At 72.4% G+C, this 21,882-nt stretch carries 21 protein-coding genes and 1 pseudogene; 12 read left to right on the top strand and 10 right to left on the bottom strand.

Going from position 1 to position 21,882, the window contains the following annotated elements; translation table 11 throughout:
* Positions 1–27 precede the first annotated feature (27 nt).
* Both LMU33_RS33240 and LMU33_RS33235 read right to left on the bottom strand, forming a co-directional pair.
* On the bottom strand, positions 28–252 hold the full coding sequence (locus LMU33_RS33240) for a DUF3263 domain-containing protein (protein WP_228624497.1): 225 nt from the start codon (positions 250–252) through the stop codon (positions 28–30).
* A 35-nt stretch (positions 253–287) separates the two neighbouring features.
* Positions 288–1,580, bottom strand: coding sequence for an ABC transporter substrate-binding protein (locus LMU33_RS33235; protein WP_443728980.1), 1,293 nt, complete (start codon positions 1,578–1,580; stop codon positions 288–290).
* A 111-nt stretch (positions 1,581–1,691) separates the two neighbouring features.
* Here LMU33_RS33235 and LMU33_RS33230 point away from each other — a divergent pair, with 111 nt between their 5' ends.
* The 4 genes from LMU33_RS33230 to LMU33_RS33215 all read left to right on the top strand — a co-directional run bounded on the left by LMU33_RS33230 (position 1,692) and on the right by LMU33_RS33215 (position 5,207).
* On the top strand, positions 1,692–2,708 hold the full coding sequence (locus LMU33_RS33230) for an ROK family protein (RefSeq protein WP_228624559.1): 1,017 nt from the start codon (positions 1,692–1,694) through the stop codon (positions 2,706–2,708).
* On the top strand, positions 2,708–3,853 hold the full coding sequence (gene nagA, locus LMU33_RS33225; protein ID WP_228624495.1) for an N-acetylglucosamine-6-phosphate deacetylase: 1,146 nt from the start codon (positions 2,708–2,710) through the stop codon (positions 3,851–3,853). The genes LMU33_RS33230 and nagA overlap by 1 nt, the downstream gene beginning before the upstream one ends.
* A 121-nt stretch (positions 3,854–3,974) precedes the next feature.
* Positions 3,975–4,904, top strand: a complete 930-nt coding sequence (locus LMU33_RS33220) for a 1-phosphofructokinase family hexose kinase (protein ID WP_228624494.1) — start codon at positions 3,975–3,977, stop codon at positions 4,902–4,904.
* Between the two features lie 42 nt (positions 4,905–4,946).
* The gene (locus LMU33_RS33215) at positions 4,947–5,207 is read left to right on the top strand and encodes a hypothetical protein (protein WP_228624493.1); all 261 of its coding nucleotides are present in this window, start codon (positions 4,947–4,949) and stop codon (positions 5,205–5,207) included.
* Here the strand turns inward: LMU33_RS33215 and LMU33_RS33210 are convergent.
* On the bottom strand, positions 5,197–6,117 hold the full coding sequence (locus tag LMU33_RS33210) for a carbohydrate-binding protein (RefSeq protein WP_228624492.1): 921 nt from the start codon (positions 6,115–6,117) through the stop codon (positions 5,197–5,199). The two genes, LMU33_RS33215 and LMU33_RS33210, sit on opposite strands and share 11 nt — an antisense overlap.
* A gap of 116 nt (positions 6,118–6,233) precedes the next feature.
* Positions 6,234–7,889 (bottom strand): diguanylate cyclase CdgB, encoded by a 1,656-nt coding sequence (cdgB, locus tag LMU33_RS33205; protein ID WP_228624491.1) that lies wholly within the window; start codon positions 7,887–7,889, stop codon positions 6,234–6,236.
* Positions 7,890–8,225: 336 nt separating this feature from the next.
* Between cdgB and LMU33_RS33200 the strand changes: the two genes are divergently transcribed.
* Positions 8,226–8,798 (top strand): flavin reductase family protein, encoded by a 573-nt coding sequence (locus LMU33_RS33200; protein ID WP_228624490.1) that lies wholly within the window; start codon positions 8,226–8,228, stop codon positions 8,796–8,798.
* 213 nt (positions 8,799–9,011) lie between these two features.
* On the opposite strand, the gene LMU33_RS33195 is transcribed toward LMU33_RS33200, so the two are convergent.
* Together LMU33_RS33195 and arfB are read right to left on the bottom strand one after the other, a co-directional pair.
* Entirely contained in the window at positions 9,012–9,872 is an 861-nt protein-coding gene (locus LMU33_RS33195) for a sigma-70 family RNA polymerase sigma factor (RefSeq protein ID WP_228624489.1), read from the bottom strand.
* Between the two features lie 147 nt (positions 9,873–10,019).
* Complete coding sequence (arfB, locus tag LMU33_RS33190; protein ID WP_228624488.1) at positions 10,020–10,457, bottom strand: alternative ribosome rescue aminoacyl-tRNA hydrolase ArfB; 438 nt, start codon at positions 10,455–10,457, stop codon at positions 10,020–10,022.
* 186 nt (positions 10,458–10,643) lie between these two features.
* Between arfB and LMU33_RS33185 the strand changes: the two genes are divergently transcribed.
* The 3 genes from LMU33_RS33185 to LMU33_RS33175 all read left to right on the top strand — a co-directional run bounded on the left by LMU33_RS33185 (position 10,644) and on the right by LMU33_RS33175 (position 14,198).
* Positions 10,644–11,219: a TerD family protein gene (locus tag LMU33_RS33185; protein WP_228624487.1), complete on the top strand. Its 576-nt coding sequence runs from the start codon at positions 10,644–10,646 to the stop codon at positions 11,217–11,219.
* A 274-nt stretch (positions 11,220–11,493) separates the two neighbouring features.
* Positions 11,494–11,889: a hypothetical protein gene (locus LMU33_RS33180; protein WP_308280828.1), complete on the top strand. Its 396-nt coding sequence runs from the start codon at positions 11,494–11,496 to the stop codon at positions 11,887–11,889.
* 80 nt (positions 11,890–11,969) lie between these two features.
* On the top strand, positions 11,970–14,198 hold the full coding sequence (locus LMU33_RS33175) for an NB-ARC domain-containing protein (protein ID WP_228624485.1): 2,229 nt from the start codon (positions 11,970–11,972) through the stop codon (positions 14,196–14,198).
* Positions 14,199–14,239: 41 nt separating this feature from the next.
* On the opposite strand, the gene LMU33_RS33170 is transcribed toward LMU33_RS33175, so the two are convergent.
* Positions 14,240–14,653 (bottom strand): hypothetical protein, encoded by a 414-nt coding sequence (locus tag LMU33_RS33170; RefSeq protein ID WP_228624484.1) that lies wholly within the window; start codon positions 14,651–14,653, stop codon positions 14,240–14,242.
* 92 nt (positions 14,654–14,745) lie between these two features.
* A complete protein-coding gene (locus tag LMU33_RS33165) occupies positions 14,746–16,137 on the bottom strand; it encodes a M1 family metallopeptidase (protein ID WP_228624483.1) in 1,392 nt (463 codons plus the stop codon).
* Between the two features lie 77 nt (positions 16,138–16,214).
* Between LMU33_RS33165 and LMU33_RS33160 the strand changes: the two genes are divergently transcribed.
* A complete protein-coding gene (locus LMU33_RS33160) occupies positions 16,215–16,715 on the top strand; it encodes a hypothetical protein (RefSeq protein ID WP_228624482.1) in 501 nt (166 codons plus the stop codon).
* Between the two features lie 3 nt (positions 16,716–16,718).
* Here LMU33_RS33160 and LMU33_RS33155 read toward each other — a convergent pair whose 3' ends face one another.
* A complete protein-coding gene (locus LMU33_RS33155) occupies positions 16,719–17,408 on the bottom strand; it encodes a pentapeptide repeat-containing protein (protein ID WP_228624481.1) in 690 nt (229 codons plus the stop codon).
* A 126-nt stretch (positions 17,409–17,534) separates the two neighbouring features.
* On the opposite strand from LMU33_RS33155, the gene LMU33_RS33150 reads away from it, so the two are divergent.
* The 3 genes and pseudogenes from LMU33_RS33150 to LMU33_RS33140 all read left to right on the top strand — a co-directional run bounded on the left by LMU33_RS33150 (position 17,535) and on the right by LMU33_RS33140 (position 21,342).
* Positions 17,535–18,719, top strand: a complete 1,185-nt coding sequence (locus LMU33_RS33150; RefSeq protein WP_228624558.1) for an NAD(P)-binding protein — start codon at positions 17,535–17,537, stop codon at positions 18,717–18,719.
* 48 nt (positions 18,720–18,767) lie between these two features.
* Positions 18,768–19,738: pseudogene (locus LMU33_RS33145) on the top strand (zinc-binding dehydrogenase).
* Positions 19,739–19,827: 89 nt separating this feature from the next.
* Positions 19,828–21,342 (top strand): MFS transporter, encoded by a 1,515-nt coding sequence (locus LMU33_RS33140; protein WP_228624480.1) that lies wholly within the window; start codon positions 19,828–19,830, stop codon positions 21,340–21,342.
* Here the strand turns inward: LMU33_RS33140 and LMU33_RS33135 are convergent.
* A complete protein-coding gene (locus LMU33_RS33135) occupies positions 21,331–21,810 on the bottom strand; it encodes a GNAT family N-acetyltransferase (protein ID WP_228624479.1) in 480 nt (159 codons plus the stop codon). The two genes, LMU33_RS33140 and LMU33_RS33135, sit on opposite strands and share 12 nt — an antisense overlap.
* Positions 21,811–21,882 lie beyond the last annotated feature (72 nt).

The raw sequence follows: 21,882 nt of genomic DNA, 5'->3' as shown, positions 1-21,882 counted from the left end.
CCGTTTCCCGCCCGCCGGGGCGGCGGCTCAGCGCTCCGCGCGCCGTGAGTCCCGCACCCGGCGCAGGCGGTTCACCGTCACCGGGTCCGCCGCCAGTGCCCGCTCGTCGTCCAGCAACGCGTTCAGGAGGTGGTAGTAGCGGACCGGGGACAGGCCCAGTTCCTCGCGTATCGCCCGTTCCTTGGCGCCGGGGCCGGGGAAGCCGCGGCGCTCGAGGGCGAGGATGGCCTGTTCGCGTGGGGCGAGTTCCATGCAGTCACCGTAACGGTGGGCGCTGACAGCGGCGCTCAGTTCTTGGCGCTGCTGTCCGCCGCCGTCGCCGTCGCCTGGAGGCGGGTCAGGACGCCGGCGGGATCGGCCCCGGGGGCGACGGCCTGGCCGATGTTCTGCTTCACGGCCGCGCTGACCGACGCCCAGGAGGTCTTGCCGACGGGATACAGCTCGGAGGTGGGCAGCTCGCCGAGGAAGGGGCGCAGGGCCTTGTCGGGGGCGGCGTCCGACTCGCTCATGGCGTTGGACGCGGAGCCGGTGACCGGGAGGAGGCCGTACTCGCGGGAGAAGGCCAGGACGTTCTTCTCGGTGTAGACGAAGTTGAGGAAGTCGCCTGTCCGGTCGCGGTGCCCGTTCTGCCTGAAGGCCATCATCCAGTCGGCGACGCCCATGGAGGCCCTGGTCCTGCCGGTGCGCCCCGGCATCGGCACCATGCCGAACTGCACGCCCTTCTTCTCGGCCTGCTGGATCAGCGTGGGGTGCCCGTCGAGCATGCCGACCTGACCGTCGGCGAAGGCGGCGAACGCGGTCGCGCGGTTGAGCTTGCCGGGCGCGACCGGCCCGGTCAGGCCCTTGTCGACCAGGTCGTCCTTGAGCCAGGTGAAGGTCTGGACGTTCTGCGCGGAGTCGATGGTGTAGGTGCCGATGTCGTCGGTGTAGCCACTGCCGCCGTTGTTGCCGCTGCTGCCGCTGAGCAGCCACTGCATGGTCTCGGCCTGGGCCTCCTCGGGGCCGAGCGGCAGCGCGAGGGGGTACTTCACGCCCTTGTCCTTGAGCGCCCTGGCATCGGCGGCGAGCTCGTCCCAGGTGGTGGGCGGGGTGATGCCGGCCTTGGCGAACAGGGTCTTGTTGTAGAAGAGCACGCGCGTGGAGGCGGCGAAGGGGATGCCGTACTGCGTGTGGTTCCACTGCCCGGCGTCGGAGAGCTGGGAGAGGAAGTCGGCCTGGGTCCGTATGGAGAGCAGGTCGGAGGCGGGGTAGAGCTTGCCGGCGGCGGCGTAGTCGGCGTAGGCGCCGATCTGGGCCAGGTCGGGGGCGTGGCCGGCGGCGACCATGTCCTTGACCTTGGCGTCGACGTCGTTCCACGAGTACACGCTGACGTCGATCTTCACACCGGGGTGCTTCGACTCGTACTCCTTGGCCAGGGTGTCCCAGTACTTCTGCGAACTGTTGGCGGGAGAGTCGCCGTAGTCGGCGGCGACGAGTCTCAACGTGACGTCGGAGGAGCCCGTACTCCCGCAGCCGCCGAGGACCGCCGTCATGCCCAGTGCGGACGCCACCGCGATCGTTCCTGCCGTACGCCGACGCAACCTCAACGCCCCAACCCTGCTGTCTGACCGTTCAATATATGGACACGTAAGGTCTACACCACGTGAGTGGACTAGACCTCTCGCGGGTGGGAGGGTCACACTAGGACCGTGGTGAGACATGTCATCGCCCTGGACGTGGGCGGTACCGGGATGAAGGCCGCCCTCGTCGGCGACGACGGCGAACTGCTGCACCGCGCCCGCCGCGCCACCGGCCGCGAGCGCGGACCGGACGCGGTGGTCGCGACGATCCTCGACTTCGCCGCCGACCTGCACGCGTACGGCCTGCAGCGCTACGGCGAGGCCGCCGCCGCTGTCGGCATCGCCGTCCCCGGCATCGTCGACGAGGAGCGGGGCATCGCCTCCTACGCGGCCAACCTCGGCTGGCGGGACGTACCGCTGCGCGCGCTGCTCGGCGAGCGGCTCGGCATCCCCGTCGCCCTCGGCCACGACGTGCGCACCGGCGGCCTCGCCGAGGGCCGGATCGGCGCGGGCAGGGGCGCCGACCGGTTCCTGTTCGTACCGCTCGGCACCGGGATCGCGGGCGCCATCGGCATCGACGGCCGGGTGGAGGCGGGCGCGCACGGCTTCGCGGGCGAGATCGGCCATGTGGTCGTACGGCCCGGTGGGATCTCGTGCCCCTGCGGGCAGCACGGCTGCCTGGAGCGGTACGCCTCCGCGTCCGCCGTCAGCGAGGCCTGGGCGGCCGCCTGCGGAGACCCGGACGCGGACGCCGCCGACTGCGCCAAGGCCGTCGCGTCCGGCGACCCGAACGCCGTCCGGGTCTGGCAGGAGGCGGTCGACGCGCTCGCCGACGGCCTGGTCACCGCGCTCACCCTGCTGGACCCGCGCACCCTGATCATCGGTGGCGGTCTCGCCGAGGCGGGGGAAGTGTTGTTCCAGCCGCTGCGGGAGGCCGTGCGGCAGCGGGTCACCTTCCAGAAGCTGCCGGCCCTCGTCCCCGCCGCCCTCGGCGACGCCGCCGGCTGCCTGGGCGCGGGCCTGCTGGCCCGCGACCTCCTCGACAGCGCCGGACCCGTCCGCCCCGACCCCGACTCCACCGATCTCGATTCCACCGATCTCGATTCCACCGACCCCGACTCCACCGACCCCTCGGAGGTAACCGCCTGATGGCTCCCAGCTTGGTTCTCGCAGGTGCTCGGGTGGTGCTGCCCACCGGGGTCGTGGACGACGGGCGCGTGGTCGTCGAGGGTACGAAGATCGCGGCGACCGCTCCCGAGAATGCCGACGTGATCGACGTGGGCGGCCACTGGCTGATCCCCGGCTTCGTCGACATCCACAACCACGGCGGCGGCGGAGCCTCCTTCTCCGGCACCCCGGACCAGATCATGACGGCCCTGGGCACCCACCGCGCGCACGGCACCACCACCCTGGTGGCCTCCACCGTCACCGACGAGATGGACCTGCTGGTCCGCCAGGCGGGGCTGCTGAGCGAACTGGCCGAGCAGGGCGACATCGCGGGCATCCACTTCGAGGGGCCGTTCATCTCGCCGTGCCGCAAGGGCGCGCACTCCGAGGCGCTGCTGCGCGACCCGGACCCGGCCGAGGTCCGCAAGCTGATCGACGCGGCGCGCGGCAGGGCGAAGATGGTCACCCTCGCGACCGAACTGCCGGGCGGCATCGAGTCGGTACGGCTGCTCGCCGAGCACGGTGTGATCGCGGCGATCGGGCACACGGACGCCACGTACGAGCAGACGGTCGAGGCCATCGACGCGGGCGCCACGGTCGCCACCCACCTGTTCAACGCGATGCCGGCCCTGAACCACCGGGCGCCGGGCCCCATCGCCGCCCTGCTCGAGGACGAGCGGGTCACGGTCGAGCTGATCAACGACGGCACGCACCTCCACCCGGCCGCGCTGGAGCTGGCCTTCCACCGGGCGGGGGCGGACCGGGTCGCGTTCATCACGGACGCGATGGACGCGGCCGGCATCGGCGACGGCCGTTACATGCTGGGCCCGCTGGAGGTCGAGGTCAGCGAGGGGGTGGCCCGGCTGGTGGAGGGCGGCTCCATCGCGGGCTCGACGCTCACCCTGGACCGCGCGTTCAGGCGGGCGGTGACCGTCGACAGGCTGCCGGTCGAGGACGCCGTACAGGCCTTGTCCGCGAACCCGGCCCGCCTGCTGGGCCTCTCCGACCGCGTCGGCTCGCTGGAGCCGGGCAAGGACGCCGACCTGCTGGTGCTGGACGGGGACTTCGGCCTCAAGGGCGTGATGCGACGGGGCGAGTGGGTGGTGATCCCGCCCCAACTGGCCTGATCTGCCCGTCTTTTCCCTCGACGGCGGCCGGCTCATGACTGGGCCGGCCGCCGTCTGTTTGGCATGATCGTGCCCCCGGAACCGATGACACGCGCACGGACTTCGAGGGAGGTCGGCCCGGGTGATCCTCACGGTCACGCTCAACACCGCTCTCGACCTGACCTACCGGGTACGGTCGCTACGGCCGCACGCCTCGCACCGGGTCTCTGAGGTCATCGAGCGACCCGGCGGCAAGGGCGTGAACGTGGCCCGGGTGCTGGCCGCGCTCGGGCACGAGGTGACGGTCACGGGCTTCGCGGGCGGCGGCACGGGCCGGGCGATACGCGAACGGCTCGCCGGCGTCCCCGGTCTGACGGACGCACTGGTGCCGGTCGCGGGGGCGACCCGCCGCACGATCGCCGTCGTCGACGAACTGTCGGGTGACACCACGCAGTTGAACGAGCCGGGCCCGCAGATCGCGCCGACGGAGTGGGGCGCGTTCCTGGACCACTACGAGGAACTGCTGGCCGGAGCCTCCGCGGTGGCCCTGTGCGGCAGCCTGCCGCCGGGCGTGCCGGTGGGGACGTACGCGAACCTGGTCCGCGCGGCCCGGTCGGCCGGCGTCCCCGTCCTGCTGGACACCAGCGGCGAACCCCTGCGCCGCGGGGTCGCCGCCCGCCCCGACCTCGTCAAACCCAACGCCGACGAACTGGCCGAACTCACCGGTTCCCACGAGCCGTTGCGCGCCACGCAGGACGCCCGCCGCCGGGGCGCCCACGCGGTCGTGGCCTCCCTCGGCGCGGACGGCCTCCTCGCCGCCACCCCACAGGGCCGCTGGCGCGCCACCCCACCCGCCCGCGTACGCGGCAATCCGACGGGTGCGGGCGACTCCGCGGTCGCCGGACTCCTGTCGGGGCTCGTGGAGCGGCTCCCCTGGCCGGAGCGGCTGGCTCGCGCGGTCGCCTTGTCAGCGGCGACCGTACGGTCCCCGGCCGCTGGCGAGTTCGACCCCGCCGTGTACGAGGAGCTGCGGGGGCGGGTGGCGGTGACCGGGGTGGCCAGCGCCGCGTGATCACCTGTGGAAAGGTCGTTCGGCTCCTGCGTGCTCCGGCCGATGTCCTCACCCGTCGCCCTGGCCATGGCGATCCGCCCCTCGCCCGCCGTCGGCACCATGCCGGATGCCGCCTGCAGTTGGGTGACCTGCTTCCTCGTCGGCCTGATGCTTCTGACGTGGACGCCAGGAGTGCATGCCCTCTCCATGACGCCGGCGGTGGCCGTGGCCACCGCCGGCGTCGTGGTGGGTCTGCCGACCGAGCGGCTGGGTACCGGCCGCAGAGACGACGTTCCTCAGTTCGCTGGGCGACTCAGCTCTTGACCTGCCCCTTCTTGATCCAGAGCTGGTCGATCAGCACGTTGCACTGGTCGCCGGGCTGGCAGGAGATGGAGATCGTGTTGGAACCCTTCTGGAGGGTCGGCCACACATACGACCTGGTCCAGCCCTTGGCGAAGTCGCCGTCGGCGGCGCTCCGCCAGTTCTTCAGGCCCAGCTTGCCACCGAACGGCTTGCCGTTCACGGTGACGGACATCGCCTGGTCGCCGCCGGAGGCGCTGTAGTTCACGAAGAGGGTGTACGCACCGTCCTCGGGGATGTCGTTGACCGTCCAGGTCACCGAGGCACCCGGTTGGTTCAGCCCGCCCACGTAACGGCCGTCCGCGGACCGTGCGCCGGAGACGTCCGAGGCCACGGCGGCGCCACCGGCCAGTTGGAGGCTTTTGTCGGACCCGTCGACCTTCGGCAGCTCACCGCTCGCCGCCGAGTTGCTGCTCGACGGGCTCGGGCTCTGGCCCTGGCCCTGGGACTGGCTCGGGGTGCCGCCCGCCTGGTTGCCGGTCTTGCCGTCGTCCGAGTTGCCGTTGAGCATCGCCACGCCAATGCCTATGACGACCGCGGCGACCACCGCGATCGCGCCGATCAGCAGGCCCCTGGTGTTCGGGCCGCGGCGGCCGGGAGCCGGCGGTGCCGGCGGCCGGCTGGTCGGGGCGCCGCCGGGCACGGTCTCCGGGGCCTGGTAGTAGGCGTTCGGCTGGCCGTAGGCGCCCTGCTGCTGCGGCGCGGCCGGCTGGCCGTACTGCCGCTCACCGACCGTCCGCACCCTGCTGACCGAGTTCGGGTAGCCGTAACCGCCGGACGGCGGCTGGGCGCCTCTGGCCTGGCCGTCGGCGTACAGGTAGCCGAACGGGTCGTCGTCCTCGGGCGTGCTCGGGCCGTTTTCGCCGGGCGTCATCCCTAGGTCTCCTCAGCGGGTGCGGGTGGATGCGGTACAGGTCTGAAGGGCGAGCCTACCCGCTCTGACTGAGCCAAACGGGTGCCTCGGACCGCATCAACTCGCTGACCTGGGGATCATCCGGCGCGCCTGTGCTGTTTGGGACGAGATCGTTTCTCTACGTACATCCGCTCGTCGGCCGACTTCAACACTTCGTCCGCGGTCATGCCGCAGTGTGCCCACCCGATGCCGAAGCTCGCGCCCACCCGGACGGCCCGGCCCTCGGCTCGGATCGGCTGGATGATCTCGTTCCGCAGCCGTACGGCGAGGTCCTGGGCGTCGGCCCGGCCGAGGCCGTCGGCGAGGATCACGAACTCGTCGCCGCCGAGCCGGGCGACCGTGTCGCCGTCCCGGACACCGCGCGAGAGCCGGTGGGCCACCTCGATCAGTACCGCGTCGCCCGCGTTGTGCCCGAAGCGGTCGTTGATCGACTTGAAGCCGTCGAGGTCGCAGAAGAGCACCGCGAGGCCCTTGGTGCCGTCGTCGCGGCCGTCCTCGGGGGCGACCGTGTGGACGTGGTGGTCGAAGGTGTCGTACGTCTCCGTCCCCGGCCGGTAGTCGAAGCCGTGGGCCGCGGGGCCGTCGAAGGCGGGGTGGCCGTAGGCCGCGTCCAGGGACTCCAGCTCGCCGCTGTGGGCCGGGCGCCGGCACAGCCGGGCGGACAGGCGGGAGCGCAGCTCGGCCGAGTTGGGCAGGCCGGTGAGCGAGTCGTGGGAGGCGCGGTGGGCGAGCTGCAGCTCGCGGCGCTTGCGTTCCTCTATGTCCTCGACGTGGGTGAGGAGGAAGCGGGGGCCGTCGGCGGCGTCCGCGACGACACTGTTGCGCAGGCTCACCCAGACGTACGTGCCGTCGCGGCGGCCGAGGCGGAGTTCCGCACGGCCGCCCTCGGCGGAGGTCCGCAGGAGCGTGCCGATGTCCTCGGGGTGGACGAGGTCGGAGAAGGAGTAGCGGCGCATCGCCGAGGCCGGGCGGCCGAGCAGCCGGCACAGGGCGTCGTTGGTGCGCAGTATGCGGCCGTGCTGGTCGCCGCCCATCTCGGCGATGGCCATGCCCGAGGGGGCGTACTCGAACGCCTGCCGGAAGGATTCCTCGCTGGCGCGCAGGGCCTGCTGATCGCGCTCCAGGCGGACCAGGGCGCGCTGCATGTTGGCGCGCAGCCGGGCGTTGCTGATCGCGATGGCGGCCTGGAAGGCGTACATCTGCAGGGCCTCGCGGCCCCAGGCGCCGGGGTGGCGGCCGTTGCGCGGCCGGTCGACGGAGATGACCCCGAGCAGCTCACCGCTGGCGCCGCCCGAGACGCCCGGCGTGTACATGGGGGCGAAGAGGCGGTCGGAGGGGTGCCACTCGTCCTCGAAGCGGGGCGCGGGCCCGTCCGTGAACCACTGGGGTACGTCGTCGTCGTCCAGCACCCAGCCCTCGGTGTGCGGTATGAAGACCAGGTCGCCCCAGCGCTCGCCCATGTTCAGCCGCCGCTCCCAGGACTCGCGGGAGCCGACCCGGCCGGTGATCAGGGCCTCGGCGGCGGAGTTCCCGGCGAACGCGGCGACGACGAGATCGCCGTCGGGGCGTACGAGGTTCACGCACGCCATCTCGTACCCGAGGGCTTGTACGGCGCCGTCGGCGACGGTCTGCAGTGTGTCGGCCAGGCTGCGTGCCGTGTTCATGTCGGCCATGACCTGGTGCAGCTGTCGCAGGGACGCAAGACGGACATACGGCTCCGACTCGGTCTCCATGCTCGCCCTCCCCCCGAGACCTCGCAGCGAATCAAGGGTTGTCTTCGGCGCTTCTTAAGGGTGCCTCTTACGGTGCGTTCCAGTTTCCCCGCCACTGAATCACAGCGCGCTGCCCACTCGGTACACAGGGTCAACAATTCCTGGCCCTTGTGACTCAAGTCACAGCCGAACATGAACAATTGAGTGGTATTTCCGCGATTTCCGCGGGCGTTTACTGAACGCAAACTTTTGGGGTCTGTTCACATGATGCACACAGCGGTCCTCCGTTGGTCCTAGGACCCGGCTCGGGCGAAGGCCCGATGCGGCCCGTGCGGGGCGGAGACTAGCGTTTCGGGCGTGCTGAAGACCGCCTCACCCACCGCCACCGCCGCTTCCGGGCATGCTGAGGGGGTGAGCAACGACGAGTTCCGGGCCGCGATGTCCCGGCTGGCCGCGGGAGTGGTCCTGGTGACCGCGCAGGAGCCGCCGCTGGACCCGGACGACCCGGGCGCGCCGGACATGGAGGACGTCGGCATGACCGCCACCGCCTTCATGTCCGTCTCCCTCGACCCGCCACTGGTCCTGGTGAGCCTGCGCACGGGCGCCCGCATGGACGACCTGCTCGACGAACAGCCCCTGTGGGCGGTGTCGGTCCTCGCCGAGAGCCAGCGGCACATCGCGGGCCGCTTCGCCATGAAGGGCCGCATCAGCGACCGTCTGCTCTTCGACGACATCCCCTACGCCCGCGGCGAGGCCACCGGCGCCCCGCTGGTGGGCGGCGCGCTGGCCACGCTGGAGTGCCGCACCGAGCAGCGGGTGACGGCCGGCGACCACACCCTCGTCATCGGCCGCGTGCTGACCGCGCACGTCCCGAGCGCGGAGGGCGGGCCGCTGATGTACTTCCGGGGCAGATACCGGCAGTTGGGGTGACCGCGATATTCCGTGGCGGCGAACGGATCCGAATTCCGGCGCTGCGCGGATGCCCCCCCGTCCGGTAGAAGTCACCCCGCGAACTTCGACGCTGCGGACGACCCGGAAAGCTTCTGTCCGGGGCTGGGTTTACGGCCGGACGGGGAGGCCTACGGGGGGCGCGACGGTGGGGACGGTGGGGGGTGCCGGCCCTGCGGTGACCCTGCGGCCCGGCTACGCCGGCTCGACGGTCAGCTCGGCCAGGTCCTCCGGGTCCGTCACGATGTCGATGGCCGTGATGCGGTCGGCGACGAAGGTGAACGCCAGAACCCGCTCGAGGCGGCCCTCGGCGTACACGACCAGCCCCGTCGCCCCGTCCACCAGCGCGGGACGCGCCACACGGGCCAGATGGGCGAAGCTCCTCGCCCCGGAGGCGACCGGAACGGCGCCGGCGGTCACACCCGCCTCGCTGCGCGCCACCACGTCCGGGTCGAGCACCTCCAGCAGGCCGTCGAAGTCCCCCTCCCGTGCGGCCGCCAGGAACGCGTCGACCACCTCCCGCTGCCGCACCAGGTCCGCCTCCGGCGCGTCCGCGCCCCGCACCCGGCGCCGCGCCCGGCTGGCCAGCTGTCGTGCCGCGGCCGGGCTGCGCCCGAGGATCCCGCCGACCTCCTCGAACGGCACCCCGAACAGATCGTGCAGCACGAACGCCAGCCGCTCGGCCGGCGAAAGCGTGTCGAGGACGACCAGCAGGGCCACCCCGACCGAGTCCGCGAGCACCGCGTCCTGCGCGGGGTCCGGCTCGGCGGAGGCCCCGGGACGCCAGGTGTCCAGGGGCTCCTCGCCCCGCGAGCGGCGGGAGCGGAGCAGGTCGAGGCAGACCCGGCCGACGACGGTCGTCAGCCAGCCCCCGAGGTTGCCCACCTCACGCGTGTCGGACCGGCTCAGCCGGAACCACGCCTCCTGCACCGCGTCCTCGGCCTCCGCGGCCGAGCCCAGCATCCGGTAGGCGACGGCCCGCAGATGCCCCCGGTACGCCTCGAACCGCTCGGCGAGAAACTCGTCGTCGCGCTGCCGCCGTTCGTTGTCGCTCATCGGGATGCCCGGCCTCTCCGTCGCCCTGGTGGCCGGCCGACTCGCCGGCTCACTGACTCACTGACGAACGCAAGGCCCCGGATGTGACGGCTCACAGGCGCGAGGGCAGCCGTGCGGGTGACGGGCGCCTCCCCGCGCCCGCCGGGCTCACCCCCAGTCCCGGCCCGTGCGGCCCCGCTTCGTCTCCGAGCGCTGCTTCTTCTCCCGCAGCCGGCGTTCGTTGATGCCGCGCGGGATCCGGGTCGGTCTGCGCGGCTTGGGCGGGGGCGCGCTGGCCTCCGCGAGCAGGGCGGCGAGGCGCACGGCGGCGGTCTCGCGGTTGCGCCACTGGGAGCGGTGCTCGGAGGCCCGTACGGTCACCACGCCGTCGACGAGCCGGCCCGCGAGCCGCTTGAGCGCCCGCTCCTTCCAGACCGCGGGCAGCGACTCGGTGCGGGCGAGGTCGAAGCGCAGCTCCACCTGCGAGTCACTGGTGTTGACGTGCTGCCCACCGGGCCCGGACGACCTGGAGAAACGCCACATCAGCTCGGCCTCGGGAAGGGAGACGGAGCCACGGATGACGTAGGGACCGGACATGCGGTCCATCTTCCCGGTCCCGCCCGGTCCACGTCACCTGGATTTCCGGGCCCGCGACCGCACGGCCGGCGAAGAAGGTGCTCGGTAAAAAAGGTAAAGGGAGCCGGAACCACGGGTACCCCCCTCGACGTTCTTCCCGGTGACGGTAGCTTCAACGGCACTGCACCACACATATCCAAGGAAAGGACTCCCAACATGGCTGTAAGCCTGTCCAAGGGTGGCAACGTCTCGCTCACCAAGGAGGCTCCGGGCCTGACCGCCGTCACCGTGGGCCTCGGCTGGGACGTCCGCACCACCACCGGCACGGACTTCGACCTGGACGCCTCCGCCATCGCGGTCAACACCCAGGGCAAGGTCTACTCGGACGCGCACTTCGTCTTCTTCAACAACAAGCAGACCCCGGACAACACCATCGTCCACACCGGTGACAACCGCACCGGCGAGGGCGAGGGCGACGACGAGGCGATCAACGTCAACCTGGCCGCGCTCCCGGCCGACATCGACAAGGTCGTCTTCCCGGTCTCCATCTACGACGCCGAGAACCGCGGCCAGAACTTCGGCCAGGTCCGCAACGCCTACATCCGCATCGTCAACCAGGCCGGCGGCGCCGAGATCGCCCGCTACGACCTCTCCGAGGACGCCGCCACCGAGACGGCCATGATCTTCGGCGAGCTGTACCGCAACGGCGCGGAGTGGAAGTTCCGCGCGGTGGGCCAGGGTTACGCCTCGGGCCTGGTCGGCATCGCCCAGGACTTCGGCGTCAACGTCTGACGGACGCTGCACCGTGCGGGAGCCCCGGCCTGCGGTGTGCCGCGGCCGGGCGCTCCCCCGGTGAGAGAGCCTGCGCTGATCCGTGGATCCCTCGTGCAGAAAACGCCCGGCGTCGAAGAAGGCACCGACGATAGGATCAACGGGCTCGTTGGCGACCGGCACGGAAGGGGGACCGCGCGTGCTGCCGGAGGCTTTGGTGGGGCTGGCGACCGCTGGGGGAACCGCGGTGGTCCAAGCCGCCGGTACGGAGGCATGGGCGGCGTTCCGTCAGCATGTGGCCACATGGTTCGGGCGGGGTGACGCCGAACGGGAGTCCGGTGAGCTGGCGCGCCTGGACCGGACGGCGGCCGACCTCGCGGCGGCAGCTCCGGGGAGCGCCGGCACCGGCGTACCGGCGGAGCGGATGCGCATCCGGCACGAGGCCCTGTGGCAGGCCAGGTTCGAGAGTCTGCTGGAGGGCCTGACGGAGGACGAACGGGCGTCGGCCGCCGCGCAGCTGCGGGCGCTGCTCGACACGCACGCGGCGCCGGGGCCGACGGCCGGGGACGGCGGGCTCGCCGTCGGCGGGGACCTGAGCATCAGCGCCGACAACGGCTCGGTCGCCGCCGCGGTGATCAACGGAGGAGTACAGCTGAGCCCCCCTCCGCCGCCGGCTCCGTCCCAGGGCTGAACGGACCGGCTGACGACAGCAGCCCTCACTTCTCCTCATCCTTCCCGGACTCCGCTTTCTCCGCGTCCTCCGTGTCGTCCGTGTCCCCCGCCTCGTCGCCGCCGTACGTCGTCCAGGCCAGTCACCACGGCATGGCCGTGGGGCACGCCGACCAGGTCTCGTACTACGCCAACCACCGCTCGCCGGCATCCTGGCCGCTCCAGCTGGGGGTGATTCCGGCTGCGGCCCGCTGCTTCCAGCCGCGCCCCGCGCTCGACGAGCGGACGAACGCCGATGCCGCGTCGACCGCCGTGCGCTGCACGGTCCTTGTCGGTACCGCGGGCGTGGGCAAGACGCAGCAGGCCGCCCGGTTCGCGCGTGCGGCCTGGCAGGAGAAGCGAGTCGACCTGCTCCTGTGGGTCGCCGGCACCGACCGCGAGGCCGTCGTCGCCGCGTACGCCCATGCCATCGCCGACATCACCGGTGCGGACCCGGCCGGCGGCTCGGGTACGGCCGCAGCCGAACAGGCGGCGCAGGCATTCCTCGCCTGGCTGCGGCCCGATGCCGGGGGCCCGCGGCGCCGTTGGCTGATCGTGCTCGACGACGTGGCCGATCCCGAGGATCTGCGGGGCCTGTGGCCTCCGCAGAACCAGGACGGCGAGGTGCTGGTCACCACCCGGCGCCGGGACGTGGCACAGCCGGCACCGAACCGTGCGGTGGTCCCGGTCGGCGGATTCACCCCGGACGAGGCGACGACATACCTCTCCGAGGCGCTGGCCGCCTACGGACGTGATCCGGGGCCGGCCTCCGACCTGGATGCCCTGGCCCGGGAGTTGGGCTTCCTGCCGCTGGCGCTCGCCCAGGTGGCGGCCGGCCTCGCCGGCTCGGGACAGGACTGCGGCACGTACCTCGGCCTGCTGCGCGAGTACGACCTGCTCGACGGCGCGGACGACAGCAGCGGGGCCCGTCGGGGGCGCCCGCTCTCCGGGCTCCTGCCGGGGCCGGGCGCCCTGCCCGACGGGCAGGGCTTCGCCGTGACCGAGGCGTGGAGGTCGTTGCTCAACCGAGCCGACCGGCTGCCCCCGACGGAACTGGCGCGCCCCCTGATGGAGGTGGCGTCGCTCCTGCCCGCCGCGGGAGCACCGGCCTCGGTCTTCACCAACCAGGCTTGCGCCGACTACGTCCAACAGCAACGCGCCACCCCGTCGCCGGGACAGTTCCTGCGCGGCGAGGACATCACGGCAGCGCTCGGCGTTCTGGACCGACTGGGGCTGATCGACTACGAGCCGCGCGGGTCGGGCGATCCGTACCGTGCGGTGCGCGTGCATCCGGTGCTGCAACGGGCGGTGCGCGAGGGGCTGCCCGCGGACCGGATCCGGGGCCTGGCCCGGACGGTCGCGTCGGCCTGGGTCAAGGCCGCTGACGCGCACGGCGCGGATCCCGCCTTCGTCCCGGTGCTCGCCGACGCCGCCGACGTGCTGCGCGCACACGCCGCGGCCGCGCTGTGGTCACCGTTCACCCCTCCGGCGCCCGGCACTTTGGGCGTGTCCCTCAACGAACTCTTCGAGGACCCGCACCCCGACACCCACGAGCTGCTGTTCCGTACGGGCGAACTCCTCGGCACGACAGGCCGGTCGGCGACCGGGGCCCGGGACCACTTCGCGTGGCTGGCCGGTGAGGTGCTGCGCCGCCAGGGCCCCGAGTCCCCGAGCCTGGAAGCCGCCTGCGCCCGGCAGGCCCACTGGCAGGGAGTGTCCGGCGACGCGCACGGGGCCGCGGCCGGGTACGCCGCAATCGTCGACCGGCAGAGCCGGGTGTTCGGCCCGCACCATGCGCGTACGTTCGCCGCGCGTGCGGCGCTGGGCCGCTGGCGGGAGGCGGCGGGCGACACCGCCGGGGCGGTGGCGGCGTACGCCGAACTGCTCCCACTGCAGCAGCGGTCGTTCGGCGCCGACTCCTCGTACGCCCTCGAGACGGCCGCCGAACTCGCACGCGTGCAGGGCGAGTCGGGGGACGCGTACGGGGCGGCGATCACGTACGAAACACTGCTGAACGACCTGCTCCGCACACTGCGCGGCACCGGCGGCCTCCAGCCGCGGAGCGGGCCGTACGGCAATGAGGCGCTGGTCCGCTCCAATTGGCTGAAGGTCTTCGCCGCCCACCGCGGTCACGCCCACTGGCGCGGCCGGGCCGGAGACGCGGCCGGCGCGGCGGTCTCGTTCACGTACCTGCTGAACGAGCAGGTACGCGTCCTGGGCCCGGACCATCCCGACGTACTTGCCACCCGTGAAGAGTTGGCGCACTGGGAGGAACACTCCCGGACTCGGTGAACCCTCGGTCGCACGGCGGGTTCGCCCGGCGCCGAGCCCTCTCAGCCCATCGGGCGGTAGTACCCCAGCACCGCCGCCAGCTGAGCGAACCACTCCCCCAGCTTCGCCCTCGGCTTCGCCTCCACCACGCACTCGAAGACCCTGCCGTCCACAAGGACCACCGCCATCATCAGGTGCTTGCCGGACGGGCTCGCCTTGAAGTGGGCGCTGCGGATCTGCTGCCAGGGGAAGTCCGCGGACAGGCCATGGCTCTCGAAGGCCACGCCCTCCGTGTCGACCACGATCGAATTGTGGCGGTCGACCGCCATGAACTCAGGGCCGGAGACGGGTGGTTGTGGTGGCGACGGGGCGTAGCCGTACTGGGGCGGCGGGCCGAAGCCCTGCGGAGCGGCGCCCGGTGGGGGCGGCATCGGTGCCAGGGGCTGACTGCCGTACGGCGGTGGCTGGATGGTCATCGTCTTCCGTCCCCCGAATGTGGTGGGTACCTGCGGATGGTGTCCTGCCATGTTCCTCGAACGGCTCGCGCCGGAGCCGGCCGAGGTGCCCGTCACGGATGGGCCGGTTTGCCGTCTCCGTACAGCCAGTCCTTCCAGATCTCGGTGAAGTCCTGGTGCGGGGCCTTCTTCTCCACGTACGCCGTGAAGTCGGCCGTGGTGACGTTGCCGCCGCGGTGGGCGGCGGCCCAGCCCTGGATGATGTCGTAGAACGCGTCGTCGCCGACCTTCTGCCGGATCTTCTGCAGGACCATCGCGCCACGCTCGTAGACGGGACTGTCGGAGATATGGGCGGCGCTCGACGGTTTCGCGGGCGGGTAGGCCCAGACGGCCTTGTCGTCGCCGTCGTAGTAGTCCATGAAGGTCTGCTGGACGCTCTCGCCGCCGTGGTCCTCCCGCCACAGCCACTCCGCGTAGGTGGCGAAGCCCTCGTTGAGCCACATGTCCTGCCAGGACTTCGGGGTGACCGAGTCGCCGTACCACTGGTGGGCGAGTTCGTGCACGAGGGTTCCGGTGTCCGGGGTGCCGGGTATGACGGGCCGGTTCTGGGTCTCCAGGGCGTAGCCGGCGTCATCGGGGCGGTCGACGATCGCGCCGGTGGAGGAGAAGGGGTAGGGCCCGAAGTTGATCTCCTCCCACCTGATGATCTCGGGGAGCTGCGCGAGCACCTTCTCGCTCGCCTTCGCCTGGGTGGGGTCGACGGCGGTGAGGATCGGCAGGCCGTGCGGCCCGGTGCTGCGGGTGAGGTCGAAGTGGCCGACGGCGACCGTGGCGAGGTAGCTCGCCATGGGCTGCGCGGTGTGCCAGTGCCAGGTCGCACGGCCGCCCTTGGTGGACTGGTCGGCCAACTCTCCGTTGGAGACGGCCTGCAGGCCCTCCGGGACGGTGATGGTGATGTCGTAGGTCGCCTTGTCGGAGGGGTGGTCGTTGCCGGGGAACCAGGCCATGGAGCCGACGGGTTCGCCGAGGCCGAGGGCGCCGTCGGCGGTGGGCAGCCAGCCCTCCTTGGAGCCGTCGGGGTCGGTGAGGGTCTGCGGGCTGCCCGAGTAGCGGACGGTGGTCCGGAAGGTCTCGCCCCTGCTCAGGTCGTCGTGCGGGCGGACGGTGAGTTCCTGGCCGGCCCGGTTGAAGCGGGCCTCCTTGCCCTCGACGGTGACCGAGTCGACGTGCAGCCCGGCCAGATCGAGGTCGAAGGCTGACAGGTCCTGGGTGGCGCGGGCGGTGATGACCGCCGTGCCGGTGAGACGGCGGGTGGAAGGGGTGTAGTCCAGGGTGAGGTCGTAGTGCCCGACGTCGTAGCCGCCGTTGCCGGCCTTCGGGAAGTAGGGGTCGCGTACACCTGAGCCGCCGGGGGTGCCGCGCACCCCGCCGTCGCATGCGGTGCCGGTCAGAGCGAGGGCGAGCAGGGCCGCGACGGCCGGCACAAGGCGTACGGATCTGGACATGTCAGTGATCTTAAGTGCCGGGGTCCGAGTGATCCGAGTGTCCGGTGGTCCTGCCGGGGCGTGACACCATCTCTTCCGTGCTCGACATCGGCTACGCCCTCTCCAACCGGTTCCCGGACCCCCCGCAGACCGACTACCGCCGCGCGGACGTCCACGCGCTGCGGCACGACCTGTTCTGCGGTGACGTGTATCTCGCGGACACGAAGACGGACCGGGAGCTGTCCACAGCCTGGGGATGGGTGCCGGTGCTGGACTTCGCGTGGGCGCTGTGCGACATCGTGGAGCGGCTGGACCGGGACCCGATGGGCTCCCGCGCCGCCCGCCCGCAGCGCGCGGAGCTGGACTTCACCGAGTCCACCGACCGGATGCTGTTCGAGCGCCGCTTCGGCTGGGTCGACATCAGCGCCGACTGGGTGCCGGCCGAGGAGTCCCCGCTGTCCTTCTCCCACGCCGAACTGCGCCGCGAGGCCCGCGACTTCCTGCACGACCTGATCGCCGACCTGACCGACCTGCACGAGGACCTGTCGGAGAACCCGGCCGTCTGGACACTCCAGGCCCGCTTTCCACGCGTGCCGTAGGGCCTACTCCACCCGGATCCCCAGCTCCGCCGCCAACACCGGTGCCAGATCCAGCAGTTGCCCCGTGCTGATCACCGCTCCCGACAGCCGGTCCAGCCCCCGCACGATCTCCAGTGGCGCGGCCCCGCGCAGGTCCACGTCCTGCAGTGTCGCGCCGCCGAAGTCGGCCTCTCTCAGCGCGCAGTCGACGAACTCCACCCGCTCCAGTGTCGCGCCCGCGAAGTCCGGCTCGACCAGGACGCAGGACTCGAAGACGACGTCCTCCAGGCGGGCCTCACGCATGTTGAGGTAGTCGATCTTGCCGCCGCGGACCACGACCCGCTCCAGGACGGCGCCGTGCAGCTGGGTGCCGCCCAGCCGGGCGTCGATCAGCTCGACGTCCCGGAACGTGGACTCGGCGAGATGCGTGCCCACCCCGCGCAGCCCGGTCAGGACCGAGTCCAGCACTCTGGCCCGGCCCAGCGCCGTGCCGTCCATCAGGCAGCCGGTGAGCGCGCAGTCCATGAACCGGGCGCCCACGCCGTCCTGCCCGGTCAGGTCGGCCTCCCTGAAGTCCAGCCCGTCGTAGTCCCCGTCCGGCTCCAACTCGCCCGCCGGCCACGGACGAAGGGGCGGCAGCCGCAGCTCCGGCCGTCGCGCGCCCTTCACCCCTGCCCGGCCCGCCGCACGGCCGCCCGTCGCTCTCCTCGCCATGCCCCCATGCTGCACCCCACCACTGACAATCCCTCTGACCTGGGGAAACCCTGGCGATGTCACATTCCGGCCCCGCCAGGCAGTCCGTGTACCGATCCGAGGGAGGGCCCACCCGTGAACCACCCCATGCAGCGTCCCCTGCGCCGCACCGCGCACCGCATCACCGTCGTCGGCGGCGGCTTCGCCGGGCTCACCGCCGCGATCACCGCCGCCGAGGCAGGTGCCGAGGTCACCGTGTACGAGGCCCATCACACCCTGGGCGGCCGGGCCCGCACCGCCGAGGGGCCGTACCGCACCAACGAGGGCCCGCACGCCCTCTACAACGGCGGCCCGCACTGGACCTGGCTCAGGCAGCGGAAGCTGATCGGTCCGCTCGCCCCGATCCCGGCCCTGGAGGCCGCCCGGCTGCGGCTGCGGCACCACGGCGCGCTGCGCCGCACCCCGCCCTTCGGGATGCTGAAGCTGCTGCGCCCCGGCGTCCGGCAGGCGCCCGTCGACGCCGACTTCCTGTCCTGGGCGACCGGTGTCGCCGGGGAGGAGGGGGCCCGCGCCGCCGCGCACTACGCGGCCGTCGCGCTCTTCCACCACGACCCCGGCTCCCTGTCCGCCGCGTTCGTGCAGGAACGGCTGCGCCGGGCCACCAAGCTGCCGCCGGAGGCGCACTACCCGGTCGGCGGCTGGGCCTCCCTGATCGACCGGATGGCCGCACGGGCCTGGAACCTGGGCGTGCGCGTCGAGACCCTGTCCCGCGTCGACGCACTGCCCACCGGCGCCCCCGTGGTCGTCGCCACCTCGCTGGCCGCCGCCCGGCGGCTGCTCGGCGACGACTCGCTGACCTGGCCGAGCGGCCGTACCGTCCTGCTCGACCTCGCCGTACGCGCCCGGCGCGGTGACCCCTTCGTCCTCTCCGACCTCGACGCAACCGGCTGGCTGGAGCGGTGCACGGCACCCGATCCGTCCCTCGCCCCGGCCGGGGAGCAGCTGATCCAGGGCCAGTTCCCGATCGCGCCGGGCGAGTCCCGCGCCGACGGTCTCGCCCGCGCCGAGCACCTCCTCGACCTGGGCTTCCCGGGCTGGCGGGAGCGGCTGACCTGGCGGCGGGAGGCAGTGGCGGACGGCCGTACCGGGGCCCTGGACCTGCCGGGGAGCAGCTGGCGGGACCGGCCCGCCGTGGACCGCGGCGACGGGGTCTATCTCGCCGGCGACCAGGTGGCGGCGCCGGGCGTGCTGTCGGAGGTGTCCTTCAACAGCGCGGTCACCGCGGTGTCCCTGATCCTCGGCCGGCCCGTCCTTGACCTCAAGCGCGCTTGAGGTCGGAGCGTGGATGCGATGACACAGCCGTCCTCCTGGGGGGTCACCATGCACGCCGTCCGCCTGTACGCCTTCGGTCCCGCCGAGAACCTCACCTACGAGCAGGCCCCGGACCCGGTCCCCGGACCGGGCCGGGTGCGGATCGCGGTCGCCGCGGCCGGGGTGCACCTGCTCGACGCCGCCCTGCGCGCCGGACACCGGGGCCCGCTGCCCGAGCGGCCCGCCCTGCCGACCGTGCCCGGCCGCGAGGTCGCCGGGGTCGTGGACGCGCTCGGCGACGGCGTCGACGGGCTGTGGCTCGGCAGGCGGGTCGTGGCTCACCTCGGTCTCGCGCCCGGAGGGTACGCCGAACTCGCCGTCACCGGCGTCGACCGGGTGCACGAGATCCCGCGGAACCTGGACTTCGCCGCCGCCGTCGCCATGATCGGCACAGGCCGTACGGCGCTCGGGATCGTGCAGTTCGCCGAGCCGGGGCCGGAGGACGTGGTGGTCGTACCGGCCGCCGCCGGGGGCGTCGGCACCCTGCTCGTGCAGTACGCCAAGAACGCCGGCGCCACCGTGGTCGGACTCGCGGGCGGCCCGGAGAAGGCGGCCCGGGTCCGGGCGAACGGCGCCGATCTCGCCGTCGACTACACCGACACCGCCTGGCCCGCGAAGGTCCGGGCCGACCTCGGGGCCGGGCAGGCCTCGATCGTCTACGACGGCGTCGGCGGCGAGGCGGCCCGGCAGGCCGTCGCCCTCCTCGGGCCCGGCGGGCGGCACCTGGTCTTCGGCTGGTCGGCGGAGGCATCGGGGAGGGCGGGGGGTACCTCGTCGAGGGCGTCTCCCGGTCCGTGCTCGGCCCCGAGATGCTCCGCAGGGCGGGCGGCCTGCACGCACTCGAACAGCGCGCGCTCGCCGAGGCCGCCCACGGCCGGCTGCGTCCCGCCGTCACCCGTTTCCCCCTCGCGGACGCGGCCGCCGCGCACCGCGCACTCGAGAACCGCGGATCGATCGGAAAGGTGGTACTGGAGCCATGAAGCACCCGCCGAAACCCACGGGCAGCGCCCCGGACGGCCGGAACGCACACACGGATGCAATACGCCCTGATTCGTGGTCTTCTGGCCAGATGAGTATCGGCCGAACGGGTGAAGCCGGCCCCTTCCGGAAGACCCCCGAGGGGACCGATCCGCACCGCTGGTGGGGCCTCGTCGTCATCGCCCTCGCCCAGCTGATGGTCGTCCTGGACGCGACGATCGTGAACATCGCGCTCCCCTCCGCCCAGCACGCCCTGCACATGTCCGACGGCAACCGGCAGTGGGTGATCACCGCCTACACCCTCGCCTTCGGCGGCCTCCTCCTGCTCGGCGGCCGCATCGCCGACCTCGTCGGACGCAAACGCACCTTCGTCATCGGACTCATCGGCTTCGCCGTCGCCTCGGCCATCGGCGGCGCCGCCACCAGCTCCGGCATGCTGTTCGGCGCCCGCGCGCTGCAGGGCGCCTTCGCCGCCGTCCTCGCGCCCTCCGCGCTCTCCCTGCTGACCACGACCTTCACCGACCCCCGCGAACGCGGCAAGGCCTTCGGCGTGTACGGCGCCCTCGCCGGCAGCGGCTCGGCGATCGGGTTCATCGTCGGCGGCCTGCTCACCGAGTACCTCAACTGGCGCTGGTGCCTGTACGTCAACGTGCCCATCGCCGTCCTCGCCGTGGTCGGCGCCTTCGCTCTCCTGCACGACCGCCCGGGCCACCGCGAGGCCGGCCTCGACGTGCCCGGCGTCCTGCTCGGCTGCGGCGGCCTCGTCGCGATCGTCTACGGCTTCAGCGAGGCGGAGCCGCGCGGCTGGAGCGACCCGCTGGTCCTCGCCCTCTTCGCGAGCGGGCTCCTGCTGCTCACCGCGTTCGTCTGGTGGCAGAACCGCGCCCCGAGCCCCCTGCTCCCGCTGCACATCATCAAGGACCGCAACCGCGCCGGCTGCTTCCTGACCATGATGCTCGCGACGATCGGCATGTTCGGCCTGTTCCTGTTCATGACCTACTACCTGCAGATCATCCTCGGCTACTCGCCGGTCAGAACGGGCCTCGCCTACCTGCCGCTCACCGCCGCGATCATCACCGGCTCCACGCAGATCTCCGCACGGCTGCTGCAGCATGTGGCACCGCGCATGCTCATGGCCCCCGGCATGGTCCTCGCCGCGGGCGGGATGGCGCTCCTCACCCGCATGACGGTCCACTCCTCCTACACCACCGAGATCCTGCCCGCCCTCGTCCTCATGGGCCTCGGCATGGGCCTGACCTTCATGCCCGTGTTCGCCACCGCGACCTCCGGCGTCGCACCCCGCGACTCCGGCGTCACCTCCGCGACCGTCAACACCTCGCAGCAGGTGGGCGGTTCGATCGGTACGGCGCTGCTCAACACCATCGCCACCACCAGCAGCACCGCCTACATCACCGCCCACCTGCGCACCGGCGCGCCCAAGGCCCTCGTGGTCCCGGCCGGCGTCGTCCACGGCTACACCACCGCCATCTGGTGGGCGGCCGGCGTGATGCTCCTGGCGGGCCTGACGGCCGGCCTGATGGTCACGGCCAAGGCCCCGAAACACGGGGTGCCGGCCGACGCCCCGGTACCCGAGTCAGTGACCTGACCCCAACGCCGCCAGCGCCCCGTCCGTCAGCCGGTACACCGTCCACTCGTCCTGCGGACGGGCGCCCAGCGCCTCGTAGAACCCGATCGCGGGCCTGTTCCAGTCCAGCACCGACCACTCCAGCCGCCCGTACCCGCGCTCCACACAGATCCGCGCCAGCTCCGTCAGCAACGCCCGCCCGTGCCCGCCGCCGCGGGCACCGGGCCGGACGTACAGGTCCTCCAGGTAGATCCCGTGCACCCCACGCCAGGTCGAGAAGTTCAGGAACCACAGCGCGAACCCCACGGCCTCGCCGGTGGCGTCGTCCACCGCCATGTGCGCGAACGCCGCCGGCCGCTCCCCGAACAGCGCCTCCCGCAGCTGCTCCTCGGTCGCCCGCGCCTCCTGCGGCGCCTTCTCGTACTCGGCCAGCTCACGGACCAGGGCATGGATGACGGGGACGTCGGCGGGTATCGCGGTACGAATCATGCGGCGAGGCTAACCCGCGAGCCGCCGGGCGATCTCCGGCCCGGGCCTCCGCGCGGTCGCCGGGGATGTCAA

Source organism: Streptomyces barringtoniae (assembly GCF_020819595.1).
Lineage (GTDB): Bacteria > Actinomycetota > Actinomycetes > Streptomycetales > Streptomycetaceae > Streptomyces > Streptomyces barringtoniae.
This window is presented reverse-complemented; position numbering and strand designations above follow the sequence as displayed.